This window comes from Amycolatopsis heterodermiae (genome assembly GCF_034929455.1).
GTDB classification, from domain to species: Bacteria; Actinomycetota; Actinomycetes; order Mycobacteriales; family Pseudonocardiaceae; genus Amycolatopsis; species Amycolatopsis heterodermiae.
The window spans coordinates 20,199-35,657 of the sequence record NZ_JAYFSI010000008.1 but is presented as its reverse complement, the minus strand read 5'-3'; the positions used below and the strand labels follow the sequence as shown (position 1 = coordinate 35,657).

The following is a 15,459-nucleotide window of genomic DNA, read 5'->3' as shown; positions in this document are numbered from 1 at the left end:
CGTGACCACGCAGAACACGAAGCCGCGCCGGGGGGAGCTGAGGATCTACCTCGGCGCGGCTCCGGGTGTCGGCAAGACCTTCGCCATGCTCGGCGAGGCCCGGCGCCGCCTCGACCGCGGCACCGACGTCGTCGCCGGGCTGGTGGAGACGCACGGCCGCGAGAAGACCGCGGTGCTGCTCGAAGGCCTCGAAACCGTGCCGCGCCGGCACGCCGTGCACCGCGGCCGCGCGTTCGAGGAGATGGACGTCGACGCCATCCTGGCCCGCGCCCCCGAAGTCGCCGTCGTCGACGAGCTCGCGCACACCAACGTGCCGGGCTCGCGCAACGCCAAGCGCTGGCAGGACGTCGAGGAACTGCTCGAAGCCGGGATCGACGTCCTGTCCACGGTCAACGTGCAGCACCTGCAGAGCCTCAACGACGTCGTCGAGCGGATCACCGGCGTCACCCAGCACGAGACCGTGCCCGACGAGGTCGTCCGCCGCGCCGAGCAGCTCGAGCTCGTCGACATCACGCCCGAGGCGCTGCGGCGGCGGCTCGCGCACGGCAACGTCTACCCGGCCGAGCGGATCGACGCCGCGCTCGGCAACTACTTCCGCCCCGGCAACCTCACCGCCCTGCGCGAGCTGGCCCTGCTGTGGGTGGCCGACCAGGTCGACGTCGCGCTGCAGCGCTACCGCGCCGAGCAGAAGATCACCGACACCTGGGAGGCGCGCGAACGCGTCGTCGTCTCCATCACCGGCGGGCCGGAGAGCGAGACGCTCATCCGCCGCGCCAGCCGGATCGCCGGGCGGGCCGGCGCCGAGCTGCAGGTCGTCCACATCCTGCGCGGGGACGGCCTGTCCGGGCTCGGCCCGACCGCGATCGCCCGCTGCCGCACGCTGGCCGAGGAGGTCGGCGCGACCTTCCACACCGTCGTCGGCGACGACGTCCCGACCGCGCTGCTGGACTTCGCCCGCGGCGTCAACGCGACGCAGCTGGTGATCGGCACCTCACGCCGGTCCCGCGTGGCGCGGCTGTTCGACGAGGGCATCGGCGCCACCGTGGTCCGCCAGTCCGGGCCGATCGACGTCCACATGGTCACCCACTCCGAGGCGGGCGGCCGGCTGCGGGCCCGCCTCGGCGCGAGCCCGCTGGGGTTCTCGCGGCTGGTCGCGGGCTGGGTGCTGAGCGTCGTGCTGCCGGTGCTGGTGACCGTCATCGGCCTGTTCGTGCCCGCCGGGCTCGACTTCGCCACCGACGTCATTTCGTACGTGCTGGCCACGGTCGTGGTCGCCCTGGTCGGCGGCCTCGGCCCGGCGCTGGTCGCGGCCGTGCTCGGCGCCGGGCTGCTCAACTTCTTCTTCACGCCGCCGCTCTACACGCTGACCGTGCACACGCCGCAGAACCTGGTGACGCTGATCGCGATGGTCGTGGTCGCGGTGCTAGTCGCGCTGGTCGTCGACCAGGCCGCGCGGCGGGCCACGCAGGCGGCGCGGGCGCGGACGGAAGCCTCGCTGCTCGCGTCCTACGCGCGGACGGTCCTGACCCACGCGAACCCGATCGAGCGGCTGCTGGAGAAGGTCCGCGAGAACTTCGCGCTGACGTCGGTGACGCTGCTGGAGAAGCGAGAAGGCGAGTGGCACCGCGTCGCGACCGCCGGCGAGCAGCCGTGCGCCGACCCGGACGAGGCCGACGTCGACATCGCGGTCACCGCCGACGTCCACCTCACGCTGCGCGGGCGTGCGTTGCCGGCGGCCGACCGTCGGGTGCTGGAAGCCGTTGCCGGGCAGGCGTTGCTTTCCCTGCGCCAGCAACGCAGTGCCGACGCCGCGTTGAAGGCCGAGCGCAAGGCCGAGGCCACCGAGCTGCGGACGACGCTGCTTTCGGCCGTCGGGCACGATCTCCGGACGCCGTTGACGTCGATCAAGGCGTCCATCGGCAGCCTGCGCGCGCCGGACCTGCACCTGTCCGAAGAGGACACCGCGGAGCTGATGGAGGCCATCGAGCTGTCGGCGGACCGGCTGGCCGGCCTGATCGACAACCTGCTCGACTCCTCGCGGCTGGCCACCGGCGCGGTGCGACCGCACCTGCGCCCGGTGGGCTACGACGAGGTCGTCGCGCACGCGCTGTCCAATGTGGACGCCTCGGACGCGGTGGTCGTCGCGGTCGACGACCAGCTGCCGTCCGTGCTCGCCGATCCCGGCCTGCTGGAACGAGTCGTGGCGAACGTCCTCGACAACGCGCTGCGGCACGGCGGGGGCAAGGTGTCGGCGCGGGCCAGCGCCCACTCCGGCCACGTCGAGCTGCGGATCGTCGACCACGGCAAGGGCCTGCGCAAGGGCACCGCGGACTCGGCGTTCGCGCCGTTCCAGCGCCTCGGCGGCGACCGGGACGCGACGCCGGGGGTCGGGCTCGGGCTGTCGGTGGCGAAGGGGTTCACCGAGGCGATGGGCGGCACGATCCGCGCCGAGGACACCCCGGGCGGCGGGCTCACGGTCGTCGTGTCCCTGCCCGCCGAAAGCGTTACGTACCACGAAGTCGAAGAGGGGGTGCGATGAGCGACACCGGGGCCACCGTGCTGGTGGTGGACGACGAGCCGCAGATCGTGCGGGCGCTGCGGATCAACCTCAACGCCCGCGGCTACAAGGTGATCACCGCGCACGACGGCACGGCCGCGCTCAAGGCCGTCGCCGAGACCAAGCCGGACGTCGTCGTGCTCGACCTCGGCCTGCCCGACCTCGACGGCACCGAGGTGATCGCCGGCCTGCGCGGCTGGACGACCGTCCCGATCATCGTCCTGTCCGCGCGCGGCGACTCGGCCGACAAGGTCCAGGCCCTCGACGCGGGCGCCGACGACTACGTCACCAAGCCGTTCGGGATGGACGAGCTGCTGGCGCGGTTGCGCGCCGCGGTCCGCCGCTCGGCCGTCGTCGGCGCCGACGACGTGGACGCGGTGGTGGACACGGAGTCGTTCAGCATTGATTTGGCGGCGAAGAAGGTCCGCCGCGACGGCCGCGAAGTCCACTTGACCAAGACCGAGTGGGGCGTGCTGGAGCTGCTGGTCCGCAACCGCGGCCGGCTGGTCGCGCAGAAGCAGCTGCTGCACGAGGTGTGGGGCCCGTCGTACGAGACGGAGTCCCACTACCTGCGGGTGTACCTGGCCCAGCTGCGGCGCAAGCTGGAGCCGGAGCCCTCGCGGCCCCGGCACCTGCTGACCGAGCCGGGCATGGGCTACCGCTTCGAGGCCTGACGCCTGGCCGGATTGCCTGCGGAGCGCCTTACTTGGCCGTCGGCGCGGTGCCGGTCGTGCTGACCGGCGGGGCGCCCGGCGAGCTGCCGCCGCCGCCCGCCGGCGGGGTCGACGTGTCGGTGGGCGGGTCCGTCCGCGGGGACGTCGTGGTGGTCGTCGGCGTCGTCGTGGTGGTGGTCGGCGTCGTGGTGTGGCTGGGCGGGTCGGAATGCGGCGGCGGGGTGCTGCCCCCGGTGTCGTTGCGCGGGGGCGGCGGGGCCTGGGTGACGACCGTGGTGGTCGTCTTGCCGTCCGGGCTGACCGAGACCACCGTCGTCGGCGCGCTCGAAGAGGGGGTGTCCGTCGGCGACGGCGGGCCGCCGAGGGTGGACGGGCCGCCCGGGGTCGGCGTGGCCGGCACCGACTGGACGCCGGCGGGCGAGGTGCCCTGGCCGCCGGGGGCGCCGGTGCCGCCCGCGGTGGTCGCGGGGGCCGGGCCGGCGAGCTCGGCGACGGCGGCGAACGCCGTCGCGACGACCAGCCCGGCCACCCCGAGTACGACGTACCCGGCGCGGTTCGGTTTGCTGCTCTTCGGCGGTGCGGTGGTGTCGATCCTCGTGATGCGTGAGCTCGAATCTGACCCGTCGGGGCGGGGCATACAGGCTCCTAGTAGATCGGGAAGCGGCTCGGAGGTCGTCAAACGATCACTGCTTGCCCCGGGCGGGGGAACCCGGGAGGGCGACCTCGGCGGGGAGATTATCACCGTCCGTGCCGCATTCGCCCAGGTAGGGAGCCTGAGTGATCACGGTGCGCAGTCAATCTGTCCGGAAAGGATGAACGCGTGAGTGAGCAAGAAACGAACACCCGGTTGACGGCGTGGGTCCGCGGGCGGGTGCAGGGTGTCGGTTTCCGCTGGTGGACGCGCAGCCGGGCGCTCGAGCTCGGCTTGGTCGGCAGCGCGCGCAACATGCCGGACGGTCGTGTCGAGGTCATAGCGGAGGGTGATCGAAACCACTGTGAGCGGCTGTTGATCGCCCTTCGGTCCGGAGAATCACCCGGAAGTGTGGAGACTGTCGTAGAGCGCTGGTCCGACCCGAAAGGGGGGCTCAGCGGGTTCGCCGAACGGTAGCCCGGCCTTGGTACTTCCGGGGCGGGTGTGGCGCACGAGGTTGCTGAGCACGCGAACGCTGTGCTAAGGCGCGCCGGTGAGGGGGCACGTCCGGCGGTCCCCGGACGCCCCCAGGTAACCTGGGACGATTGAAACGCCAGTACCGGCAGCCAGAGGGGTCAGCACCCAGTGCACCTGAAAAGCTTGACGCTGAAGGGCTTCAAGTCCTTCGCCTCGGCCACCACGCTGCGCTTCGAGCCGGGGATCACCTGCGTGGTCGGCCCGAACGGCTCCGGCAAGTCGAACGTCCTGGACGCGCTGCGCTGGGTCATGGGCACCCAGGGCGCCAAGGACCTGCGCGGCGGCAAGATGGAGGACGTCATCTTCGCCGGCACCGCGGGCCGCGCCCCGCTCGGCCGCGCCGAGGTCACCCTCACCATCGACAACGCCGACGGCGCGCTCCCGATCGAGTACGCCGAGGTGTCGATCACCCGCCGGATGTTCCGCGACGGCGCCAGCGAGTACGAGATCAACGGCGACCGCTGCCGCCTGATGGACGTCCAGGAGCTGCTGTCGGACTCCGGCATCGGCCGCGAGATGCACGTCATCGTCGGGCAGGGCCAGCTCTCGGCCATCCTCGAGTCCAAGCCCGAGGAGCGCCGCGCCTTCATCGAAGAGGCCGCCGGCGTCCTCAAGCACCGCAAGCGCAAGGAACAGACCCTGCGCAAGCTGGCCAACATGCAGGGCAACCTCGACCGCCTCGGCGACCTCACCACCGAGCTGCGCCGCCAGCTCAAGCCGCTGGGCAAGCAGGCCGAGATCGCCCGCAAGGCCCAGTCCGTGCAGTCCGAGCTGCGCGACTCCCGGCTGCGCCTGCTCGCCGACGACCTGGTCACCCAGCGCGGCTCGATCGCCCGCGAAGAGGCCGACGAGAAGGTCGCCCGCCAGCGCCGTGCCGAGGTCGAGCAGGCCCTCGAGATCGTCTCCGCCGAGGAGACCGAGCTGGAGTCGTCGCTGGCCGAGGACGCGCCGCTGCTGCAGAGCGCCCAGGAGACCTGGTACAAGCTCTCGGCGCTGGCCGAGCGGCTGCGCGGCACCGTCCGCCTGGCGATCGAGCGCCAGCGCCACCTCTCCGCCGACGTCGCCACGGCCACCGGCGGCCGCGACCCCGAAGAGCTGCTCGAAGAGGCCGAGCGCGTCGCCGAGCAGGAAGAAGAGCTCAACGAGGCCGTCATGGAGGCCCGGGAGCTGCTCGCCCAGACCGTGCTGCGCCGCGAGGACCTCGAACAGCGCGTCCAGGCCGCCGAGCGCGCGCACTGGGCCGCCGTGCGCGCCATCGCCGACCGGCGCGAGGGCATGGCCAAGCTGACCGGCCAGGTCGAGGCGCTGCGCAGCAAGAACGGCGCCACCTCCGACGAGATCGACCGGCTCAGCGTCTCCCTCGAGGAGTCCGCCGAACGCGCGGAGATCGCCGTCGAAGAGCTCGAAGTGGCCAAGGCGGAGGGCGGCGTCGAGGAGTCCGACGACTCCGGCCTGATGGACCGCCACGACCGCGCGGTCGAGGCCAACAACGCGGCCAAGGCGCGCGTCGAAGAGCTGGTCAAGGCCGAACGCACCGCCGAGCGCGAGATCGCGTCGGAGAAGGCCCGCGTCGAGGCGCTGTCGATGGGGCTCAAGCGCAAGGACGGCGCGGGTGCGCTGCTCGGCGCGTCCCACGAGCTGCCCGGCCTGCTCGGCTCGGTCGCCGCGCTGCTGACCGTCGAGCCCGGCCACGAGGTCGCGCTGGCCGCGGCGCTCGGCCCGGTCGCCGACGCCGTCGCCGTCACCGGCGGCCACGACGCCCTGCGTGCCCTGAAGTACCTGAAGGACACCGATTCGGGACGCGCGGGCATCGTGCTGGGCGCGCCCGAGTCCACTGTGGACACCTACGGCTGGCCCGCGCTGCCGGACGGCGCGCGCTGGGCCCGTGAGGTCGTCACCGCGCCGGCGCAGCTGCGGCCCGCCGTCGAGCAGGCCCTGGACAAGCTCGCGCTGGTCCGTGACCTCGAATCGGCCCGGCAGCTGGTCGCCACGCACCCGGACGTCCGCGCGGTCACTGCCGAGGGTGACGTCTTCGGGGCCCGCTGGGCGATCGGCGGGTCCGGCGCCCGCGAGAGCGTGATCGAGGTCCAGGCCGCCGTCGACGAGGCCGGCGTGCGGCTGCGGACGGCCGAACGCCAGCTGGAGCAGTACGCGGCCGAGCTGGAGGGCGCTCGCGCCGAGCAGCAGGCCCGCCGCGAAGAGGTCTCCCAGGCCAAGGACGCCCTCGGCGACGCCAAGGTGCGCAAGGCCCGCTCCTCGGAGCGGCTCAACCGGCTGCAGCAGGCCGCGCGGGCCGCGCAGGCCGAGGTCGAGCGGTTCTCCGGCCAGCGCGCGAAGGTCGAGCAGAGCCGCGTGCAGGCGCTGGCCCAGCTCGCCGAGCTGGAGGAACGCCTCGCCGCCGTGGCCGAGCAGCCGGTCGAGGACGACCCGGACACCGCCGAGCGCGACCTGGCCGTCGAAGAGCTGGCCGTCGTCCGGCAGGAGGAGATGGAGGCGCGGCTCGCGCAGCGCACCGCCGAAGAGCGGGCGCGCAGCATCGCGGGCCGGGCCGAAGGCCTCCGCCGCGCCGCGCACGCCGAGCAGCAGGCCCGCGAACGCGCCGAGCGCGCCGCCGCGGCCCGCAAGCGCGGCGCCGAGATCGCCAACGCCGTCGTCAACGGCGGTGAGATCGCGCTCGAGCGCATCGAGCACTCGGTCCAGCGCGCGGCCACCGAGCGCGACCAGGTCCAGGCCCGCCGCCAGAGCCGGGAATCCGCGCTGACCGGCGTTCGCGCCAAGGTCCGCGAGCTCACCGGCGAGCTGGAGAAGCTCACCGACGCCGTGCACCGCGACGAGGTCCAGCGCGCCGAGCAGCGGCTGCGGCTGGAGACCCTGGAAGCCAAGATCGCCGAGGACTTCGGCATCGGGCTCGCCGACCTCGTCCAGGAGTACGGCCCGGACAACCCGGTGCCGCCGAGCGCGGGCGAGATGGCCGAGTACGAGGCGGCCAAGGAGCGCGGCGAGGACGTCACCCCGCCGCCGCCGATGCCGTACGACCGCGACACCCAGGCCCGCCGCGCCAAGCGCGCCGAGAAGGACCTTTCCCTGCTGGGCAAGGTGAACCCCCTGGCCCTGGAGGAGTTCGCGGCGCTGGAGGAGCGGTACAAGTTCCTCTCCACGCAGCTCGAGGACCTCAAAGACACCCGCAAGGACCTCGAAGCCGTCATCAAGCAGGTCGACGAGAAGATCCTGGAGGTCTTCGCCGGGGCGTACGCGGACGTCGCCCGCGAGTTCGAGACGGTCTTCAGCGTGCTGTTCCCCGGCGGCGAGGGCCGGATGGTCCTCACCCAGCCGGACGACCTGCTCGCCACCGGCGTCGACGTCGAGGCGCGCCCGCCGGGCAAGAAGGTCAAGCGGCTGTCGCTGCTGTCGGGTGGCGAGAAGTCGCTGGTCGCGGTGGGCATGCTGGTCGCGATCTTCCGCGCCCGGCCCTCACCCTTCTACGTCATGGACGAGGTCGAGGCCGCGCTGGACGACACGAACATGCGCCGGCTGATCGGGCTGCTGGAGCAGCTGCGCGACTCGTCGCAGCTGATCATCATCACCCACCAGAAGCCGACCATGGAGATCGCCGACGCCCTCTACGGCGTGAGCATGCAGGGCGACGGCATCACGAAGGTGATCTCGCAGCGCCTCCGCACGGCCGACGACGAGCCGGTCGCGGTCGGCTAGCGCACGTCTTCTTCGCGCGGCGCGGGCCGGTCTTCGCCGCGGACGCGCGGCTCGTAGGTGCTCAGGTCGTTGCCGACGCTGCCGGCGTCGCCCAGCTGCGGCCGGCGCCCGCTGGGCCGGAGCATGCCGCCCTTGACCCCGCGCTTGCGGTCGAGCCGGTCCATCACCAGGCCGATGACGAGCAGCACCACGATGACCACGCCGATACCGACGAAGATCCCCATGAGAAAACCCCCTGTCCCCGTGCGCAGTTTACGGCGGCGCGGAGACAGGGGGCAGCGGTTTTCTCCCGCCGGTCAGGCGGCCACCCAGAAGGCGTAGTCGGCCGTGTAGTGGACCGCGGTCTGGGCGCCTTCCGTGCACGCCCCGGCCGGGGCGAGGCCGCCGCGGGTGTTCAGGCGCTGGACGTAGGTGACCTTGCCGAACACCCCGGTGCCGCTGTTCAGGTTCGCCTTGAGGAGCAGCTCCGGGATCGCGCCGTCACGCGGCGAGGTCGCCGCCGCGGCCGCGCCGACCGTGCTTCCGTCCACAATGGACGTCCACACCGGACCCTTGCTGTGGATCGCGACCGGCTGGCCGTGTTTCGACAGCACGGCCGCGGGCTGGATCAGCGCCCACGCGCCGTTCGTGCAGCCGTAGATCTGGACGCCGTCGCCGGAGTACGTGGCGAGCGGCCGGTTGCCGTCCGGGACCTGGACCGCCACCGGGGCCTTCGGGGCCGACGTGGCGGCCGAAGCCGTCGCCGCGCCACCGAGGGCCAGCGAGCCGACCGCGAGCGCAACCAAAATCCGTTTCATGTTCCCACCTTCGTATCCTCCCGCCGCTTTCCGGCGGGCTCCCGATGACCAACACGGGCGCCCGCCGGAAGCGGTTCAGAAGAATCAGGCGGGAGTCACTTCTTCCTCGACTTCCTCGGTGACCGCCTTCGGGTCCGGCGTACGGTGCCGCAGCGAGAGCAACCCGCCCACGACCAGCGTGATCACCACGCCCAGCAGCGTGTACCAGGGGTAGGCGAGCGCGACCTTGTCCCCGGCCGCCTTGCTGAAGTCGATCCCGATCAGGCCGCCGGTCTTGGCGCTGAACTTCAGGCCGAGGATCACGAACGCCATCACCACGACCGTCGCGACGAACGCGATGATCGCGTCCACCTGTCGCGCCTTCTTGATCAGCAGGCCGAGCAGGAACGCCCCGAGCAGCGCGCCGTAGGTGTAGCCGGTGATGGCCAGGCCGAGCTCGATCACGGAGTTCTTCGTGGTGGAGAACAAAGACGCGAACACGGCGAACACCACGGCCCAGATCAGCGTCCACATGCGGCCGTGCTGCAGCAGCTTCGAGTCCTCGGGCGACTTCTTGGTGAAGCGCTGGTAGATGTCGGCCACCGTCGACGTCGAGAGCGCGTTCAGCGCCGACGCGAGCGCGCCCATGGTCGAGGCGAGCACCCCGGCGATGAGCAGGCCCGACACCCCGACCGGCAGGTCGTCGATGATGAACTTCGAGAACACGTCGTCCGGGCTCTGCAGGCCGAGCGCCGCCACCGACTTGCGGCCGTTGAACACCCACAGCATCGCCCCGACCAGCAGGAACAGTGCGAACTGGATGGTGACGATGATGCCGCTGCCGATGAGCGCCTTCTGGCCGTCGCGCAGGCTGCGCGTGGCCATCAGCCGCTGCGCGATCAACTGGTCCGCGCCGTGCGAGGCCATCGACAGCGCGGCACCGCCGAGCACCGCCGTCACGAAGGCGTACGGGCTGGTCAGCAGGTTCTTCGTGAAGTCGACGAGCATGAACTTGCCGTCCGCCGAAGCCTGGCTCGCCCAGTCACCCGGCAGCTTGTTCAGCAGCACGATCGCCGCCACCGCCGCGCCGCCCAGGTAGAGCGTCAGCTGGATGACGTCGACCCAGACCACCGCCTTGATCCCGCCGATGTAGGCGTAGATCAGCGTCAGCGCGGTCAGGATCACCACGATCACCCAGTAGTCCAGGTGGATGTTGTAGTGCGCCAGGATCACCTTGATCGGGATCGCGCCGGCGAACAGCCGCACGCCCTCGGCCAGCAGCCGCGTCACCACGAACGTCACCGACGCCGTGCCCTGCAGCCCCGAGCCGAACCGCTTGCCCAGGAAGGCGTACGCGCTCACGAGGTTGCCGCGGAAGTACCGCGGCAGCAGCACGAACGCGGCGATGACCCGGCCGATGATGTAGCCGAAGGCCAGCTGCAGGAACAGGAACGCGTTGCCGAACACCAGGCCCGGCGTGCTGATCACGGTCAGCGTCGACGTCTCGGTCGCCACCACGGACAGCATCACCGCGCCCCACGGCAGGCTGCGCTCGCCGACGAAGTAGTCGGCCGCCGACCGTTGTTTCCGCCCGACCAGCACGCCTATCAGCGGCATCGCCGCCAGGTAGACCACGATGATGGCCAGATCGACACCCCGCATGGACTTCTCCTACTCCTCATCCGGCCTTCTCCGCGACGCGCAACCGCGTCACGGCGCCCCCCAGCGGGGCAGGAAGGGTCAAGGGCCCGGCACCCGGGACGAGGGCGCCGAGCAGGCGCGGGCCCCGCGCACCGGTCGCCGACGGCACCGTACCGGGCACGCCGCACCAGGTGAGCCAGCCCAGCAGCGCGGTCAGGTACGCCTCCTTGCCGGCGCCGGGCAGGCCGAGGTCGTCACTGGTCTTGAGCACGGCGGACGGCAGGTTCCGGGCCAGCGCCGTCATCAGCGCCGGGTTGGCGATCCCGCCGCCGGACGCGATCACCGTCGTCACGCCGTGGTGGTGGCATTGCTCGGCGACGGAGACGGCGGTGAGCTCGGTGAGCGTCGCGAGCAGGTCGGCGGGGGCGACCGGCGGCAGGCCGTCAAGGGCGGCGTCGAGATAAGCCGCGTGGAAGTATTCCTTGCCGGTGGACTTCGGCGCCGGGGCGGCGAAGTACGGGTCGGCGAGCAGCCGCACGAGGAGGTCGGCGCGCACCGAGCCGCTCAGCGCGAGCCGCCCGTCGAGGTCGCTGCGACTGCCGGTGACGCGGTGGGCGGCGAGGTCGAGCAGGGCGTTGGCCGGCCCGGTGTCGTAGGCGATCGCCGGTTGGCCCGCGGTGACGACGGTGATGTTCGCGATCCCGCCCAGGTTGAGCGCGGCGACCGGGCGTCCGCTGTCCTCGGCCAGGCCGCGCAGCCACAGCTGGTCGAACGTGCTGGCCAGCGGCGCGCCGTGCCCGCCGGCCGCGACGTCGCGGGCGCGCAGGTCGGCGAGCACCGGCAGCCCGGTGCGCTCGGCGATCCACGCGGGCTGGCCGAGCTGCAGGGTGCCGCGGACGCTGCCGTCTTCGACCCAGTGGAACACCGTCTGCCCCAGCGAGGCGACGAGGTCCGCGGTGCCGCCCGCCAGCTCGACGGCGCCGCGCAGCGCGGCGTCGGCGAACGCCTGGCCGACGCCGGTGTCGAGCCGGGTCAGCTCCCCGGCGGTGCACGGGTTCGGCGGCAGCGCGCCGAGCAGGCCCTCGCGCAGCGGTTCGGGGTAGGGGACGTCGAGCTCGCCGAGCGGGGTCAGCACCACGGTGTCCTCTTCGGCGTGCAGGTCGGCCGCGGCGACGTCGATGCCGTCGATCGACGTGCCCGAAATCAGCCCGATCACCCGGAAGCCGTGGCTGGCTCGTTTCCCCATCCGGAGGGGTTTAGTGCAGCGTTGCCTGTGACGCAACCCACCTCGTGAAGTCTTGGCCCAATCGGGATGTACGTCGTTACGAATTGCCTGTGTGGACGGCGAGTCCGCGGCGGCGGCGGGCCAATGAAAGGATGGTGCGGTGTCGAGCTCCTGGTTCATCTTCGTAGTCATCGCGGTCGTCGTCCTGGTCGCCCTGCTGGTGACCGGCCTGCTGGTCGCGCGCAAGCGCCGCATCAGCCTGGACGCCCAGCGTGAGGTCGAAGCCAAACCGAAGGGCGGCAGCTACGCGGCCAGCGGGGGCATCGCCCTCGCGCCCGGTGGCGAGGCGCCCGAGGTCGAGGAGCCGGCCGAGCACCCGGTCGAGGACCGCCCGGAGACCGACGGCCAGCCCGCCGTCGGCGACGACGCCGCGGTCCCGCGCGACTCGGCCCAGCGCACGGTGCGCGACGTCAAGCTGCCGGACGCCGAGGTCGTCGAGCCGGCTGCCGTCACCGAGGAGATCGACCCCGCGGCCGGCCGGCTGGAGCGGCTGCGCGGGCGGCTCACGAAGTCGCGGTCGATGTTCGGCCAGAGCCTGCTGGGCCTGCTCGGCGCCGGCGACCTCGACGAGGACTCCTGGCAGGACGTCGAGGACACGTTGCTGATGGCCGACCTGGGCGCGGCGACCACGAACCACATCGTCGAGCGGCTGCGCGACGAGCTGTCCCGGCGCGCGGTGCGGAACTCGGCCGAGGCCCGCGAGGTGCTGCACGAGGTGCTGACGGCGGAGCTGTCGACGGACGGCCACCGCGCGGTGCGGGCGCTGCCGCACACCGTCGACGGGAAGAAGCAGCCCGCGGTGGTGCTGGTCGCGGGCGTCAACGGCACGGGCAAGACGACGACCACGGGCAAGCTCGCGCGGGTGCTGGTCGCCCAGGGCGCCACCGTGGTCCTGGGCGCGGCGGACACGTTCCGCGCGGCGGCGGCCGATCAGCTGCAGACGTGGGCCGAGCGCGTCGGCGCCGAGGTCGTGCGCGGCAAGGAAGGCGCGGACCCGGCGGCGGTCGCGTTCGACGCGGTCAAGCGCGGCGTGGACACGGGCGTCGACGCCGTCCTGGTCGACACGGCGGGCCGCCTGCACACGAAGACCGGCCTGATGGACGAGCTGGGCAAGGTCAAGCGAGTCGTCGAGAAGCAGGCGAAGGTCGACGAGGTCCTGCTGGTCCTCGACGCGACCACGGGCCAGAACGGCCTGACGCAGGCGCGGGTGTTCGCCGAGGTCATCGACGTCACGGGCATCGTCCTGACCAAGCTGGACGGCACCGCCAAGGGCGGCATCGTGTTCCAGGTCCAGCGCGAGCTGGGCGTCCCGGTGAAGCTGGTCGGCCTGGGCGAAGGCCCGGACGACCTGGCCCCGTTCGAGCCGGGCGCCTTCGTGGACGCGTTGCTGGGCTAACGAATCCGTTTCCGGGTGGCCCAGTCGTGGACGGTGCCCCCGGCTTTGCGGTGGCTGTCGTGGTGCAGGCACAGCCCGTTCGTGCCGAGGGTGGACACCGCCATGGTGCAGCGTGAGCCGCGCTGCACAACGCTCGCGCGGCACCGCTCCTGCACGCCCTGGCCCATTCCTGGCAGCTGCCGCCAGGCCGGGCGCGACGGCGGCAGCTCGAACGGGCCGGTCCCGTCCGGCTTGCGCAGGCCGAGCCGCTCGAGCAGCTCCGTGGTCGGCACCTCGGTGGTGACGGTGAGCCGGTCGGTCCGCGAGCTGGCCACCCAGTGGCGGACCCAGCCGACGCCGTGCAGCACCGGCTTTCCGCCGAGCTGCGCGGGCGGGTCGAGGACCAGCGCGCTGATCAGGTAGTCGTCGCGGGCCAGGGTCAGGTGCGCGGTCTCGCCGAGCAGCATCGGCACCGTCACCCCGTGCGGGTCCCCGGCGTTCCCGGCCGGAGCCGTCTGGAAGGCCAGCAGCACGGGACGCCGCCCGGCGGGCGCGTGCCGCACGTCGACGTCGACGTCGCTGGTCACCTCGCCGATCCGGTGGCGCCGGGGCTCCGGCAGCGTGACCGCCCGCCGCGGCCCGTCGAAGACCCGGTCCACGGCGCGTTCGGCGAGCCTGCCGACGGCCGCGGCGGCCGCCGCGTGACCGAGCCAGATGAGTGATCCGGTGACCGGTTCCACCTTCGCGCCCCCTCTCTCCGCGTTCCGGAGCGACGAGAGCGCCCGTTGATACGCCTAGAGCCGGGAACGCGGCAGCCGGAACAGCGGCGTGCCGTCCGGCTTGCGCAGCCCCAGCTGCAGCAGCACCGGCGCCGTCGGGTGGTGGGCCGGGATCACCAGCGGGGACGTCCGGCGGGACGTCACCTTCAGGCGGGACCAGCCGATGCCCTGCAGCGTCTGGCCGGATCGCGTGCGCCCCAGCGGGTCGACGATCATCGCCGCGCCGAAGTAGTCGCCGCCTGGCAGGTTGACGCGGGTCGTGTGGCCGAGCACGACCGAGAACACCGTGCCCGTGCGGCTGCCGTCCTCCTGCAGCGTCAGGATCACCGGCGTGCGGGTCCGGATCGTCAGCTGGTGCCGCACCGAGATCTCGACCGTCCCCGGCGGTGATCCGCCGAGCCGCGGCCACGAGGGCATCGGCGGTGGCCCGTCGAGCGCGCGGTCGACCAGCCGGTCGAGCAGGTTCGAGGCGGCGCCCTGAGCGAGCCAGGCGAGCGCGCCGCCGGTGTGGGAGTCCATGACCGTCCCTCCGGAAATTCGGATGACGGGCGGGGCGCGCCGGCGCAGAATCCGGGCATGCCCGGTTGACGCACTTCCGCTCGTGCCCCTCCTCGTAACAGACGTCCCAAAGCCGTCATTCACTACGAGAGAGGACCGAAGCATGCCCATCATCCACGGTGCGCGGGTACTTTTGCGTACCATTTCGGCAAAAGACCGCGGCCGCCTCCGCGAGATCCTGGCCACCCCGGAGGTCGCCCGCTGGTGGGGCGACCCGGACCACCAGGTCGACGACCTGTACGAGGTCGAAGACGGCTACACCTGCTACGTGATCGAACTCGACGGCGTGGTCGTCGGCATGATCCAGAGCTGCGAGGAGCTGGACCCGCAGTACCGCCACGCCGGGATCGACATCTCGCTGCACCCGGACTTCCACGGCCGCGGCTACGGCACGGACGCCCTCCGCACCCTGGCCCGCCACCTCCTGGACAACGGCCACCACCGCCTGACGATCGACCCGTCGGCGTCCAACGAGGTGGCCATCGGCGTCTACACGAAGGTGGGCTTCCGCCCGGTCGGCCTGCTGCGCCAGTACGAGAAGGCCCCGGACGGCACCTGGCGCGACGGCCTGCTCATGGACCTGCTGGAGGGAGAGCTGAGGTAGGTCAGTCCTTCTTGAGGGCTTGGTGGAGCAGCTGGGCGATCTGTTCGATCGCGATGTTGACCTTGGTGAACCCGCTGTTCATGTCCGCCCTGAGACTCTTGATCTCCTGGTCCTGTTCGACCTGGGTTTCACGGACGGCATTCAGAACCTTGGTGTGCCCGTTCAGGGTCTGCTTGAACTCAGAGACATCGCGGTCTGCCGCACCGGCTAGTACGCGAGCCGCGGTTGCATCCTGGCGAGTCTGGTCCACTTTTTCTTCCAATGCGGTCACGCGGGCTTCGAGGTCTTCGAGACTTGCCATGTCGCGTACTTTACCGGCGGGCTCGAAGCC

14 protein-coding genes are annotated in these 15,459 nt (G+C 72.1%); 6 read left to right on the top strand and 8 right to left on the bottom strand.

Translation table 11 applies throughout. The features are described 5' to 3' along the window. The first annotated feature begins 1 nt into the window (after position 1). Positions 2–2,539 carry a sensor histidine kinase gene (locus tag VA596_RS30635; protein ID WP_323331680.1) on the top strand — a complete coding sequence of 846 codons (2,538 nt, stop codon included), beginning with the start codon at positions 2–4 and terminating at the stop codon, positions 2,537–2,539. Then, positions 2,536–3,231 (top strand): response regulator, encoded by a 696-nt coding sequence (locus tag VA596_RS30630; protein ID WP_323331679.1) that lies wholly within the window; start codon positions 2,536–2,538, stop codon positions 3,229–3,231. Before VA596_RS30635 ends, VA596_RS30630 begins: the two co-directional genes overlap by 4 nt. A gap of 28 nt (positions 3,232–3,259) precedes the next feature. On the opposite strand, the gene VA596_RS30625 is transcribed toward VA596_RS30630, so the two are convergent. After that, a complete protein-coding gene (locus VA596_RS30625) occupies positions 3,260–3,868 on the bottom strand; it encodes a hypothetical protein (RefSeq protein ID WP_323331678.1) in 609 nt (202 codons plus the stop codon). A gap of 183 nt (positions 3,869–4,051) precedes the next feature. Between VA596_RS30625 and VA596_RS30620 the strand changes: the two genes are divergently transcribed. Both VA596_RS30620 and smc read left to right on the top strand, forming a co-directional pair. Then, positions 4,052–4,339 (top strand): acylphosphatase, encoded by a 288-nt coding sequence (locus VA596_RS30620; protein ID WP_323331677.1) that lies wholly within the window; start codon positions 4,052–4,054, stop codon positions 4,337–4,339. A gap of 168 nt (positions 4,340–4,507) precedes the next feature. After that, positions 4,508–8,110, top strand: coding sequence for a chromosome segregation protein SMC (smc, locus tag VA596_RS30615; RefSeq protein WP_323331676.1), 3,603 nt, complete (start codon positions 4,508–4,510; stop codon positions 8,108–8,110). On the opposite strand, the gene VA596_RS30610 is transcribed toward smc, so the two are convergent. The 4 genes from VA596_RS30610 to VA596_RS30595 all read right to left on the bottom strand — a co-directional run bounded on the left by VA596_RS30610 (position 8,107) and on the right by VA596_RS30595 (position 11,773). Continuing rightward, complete coding sequence (locus VA596_RS30610) at positions 8,107–8,334, bottom strand: hypothetical protein (protein ID WP_323331675.1); 228 nt, start codon at positions 8,332–8,334, stop codon at positions 8,107–8,109. The two genes, smc and VA596_RS30610, sit on opposite strands and share 4 nt — an antisense overlap. 72 nt (positions 8,335–8,406) lie before the next feature. After that, a complete protein-coding gene (locus VA596_RS30605; RefSeq protein ID WP_323331674.1) occupies positions 8,407–8,907 on the bottom strand; it encodes a DUF3455 domain-containing protein in 501 nt (166 codons plus the stop codon). An 84-nt stretch (positions 8,908–8,991) separates the two neighbouring features. Further along, positions 8,992–10,548, bottom strand: coding sequence for a sodium:solute symporter (locus tag VA596_RS30600; protein WP_323331673.1), 1,557 nt, complete (start codon positions 10,546–10,548; stop codon positions 8,992–8,994). A 16-nt stretch (positions 10,549–10,564) separates the two neighbouring features. After that, positions 10,565–11,773, bottom strand: a complete 1,209-nt coding sequence (locus tag VA596_RS30595) for an anhydro-N-acetylmuramic acid kinase (RefSeq protein ID WP_323331672.1) — start codon at positions 11,771–11,773, stop codon at positions 10,565–10,567. Between the two features lie 139 nt (positions 11,774–11,912). Between VA596_RS30595 and ftsY the strand changes: the two genes are divergently transcribed. Then, positions 11,913–13,208 (top strand): signal recognition particle-docking protein FtsY, encoded by a 1,296-nt coding sequence (gene ftsY / locus VA596_RS30590; protein ID WP_323331671.1) that lies wholly within the window; start codon positions 11,913–11,915, stop codon positions 13,206–13,208. Here the strand turns inward: ftsY and VA596_RS30585 are convergent. Both VA596_RS30585 and VA596_RS30580 read right to left on the bottom strand, forming a co-directional pair. After that, positions 13,205–13,927: a hypothetical protein gene (locus tag VA596_RS30585; RefSeq protein ID WP_323331670.1), complete on the bottom strand. Its 723-nt coding sequence runs from the start codon at positions 13,925–13,927 to the stop codon at positions 13,205–13,207. The two genes, ftsY and VA596_RS30585, sit on opposite strands and share 4 nt — an antisense overlap. Positions 13,928–13,981: 54 nt before the next feature. Continuing rightward, the gene (locus VA596_RS30580; protein WP_323331669.1) at positions 13,982–14,485 is read right to left on the bottom strand and encodes a hypothetical protein; all 504 of its coding nucleotides are present in this window, start codon (positions 14,483–14,485) and stop codon (positions 13,982–13,984) included. Positions 14,486–14,627: 142 nt separating this feature from the next. On the opposite strand from VA596_RS30580, the gene VA596_RS30575 reads away from it, so the two are divergent. Beyond that, positions 14,628–15,128 (top strand): GNAT family N-acetyltransferase, encoded by a 501-nt coding sequence (locus VA596_RS30575; protein WP_323331668.1) that lies wholly within the window; start codon positions 14,628–14,630, stop codon positions 15,126–15,128. A 1-nt stretch (position 15,129) separates the two neighbouring features. On the opposite strand, the gene VA596_RS30570 is transcribed toward VA596_RS30575, so the two are convergent. Further along, a complete protein-coding gene (locus VA596_RS30570; protein ID WP_323331667.1) occupies positions 15,130–15,429 on the bottom strand; it encodes a hypothetical protein in 300 nt (99 codons plus the stop codon). Between the last annotated feature and the right edge of the window lie 30 nt (positions 15,430–15,459).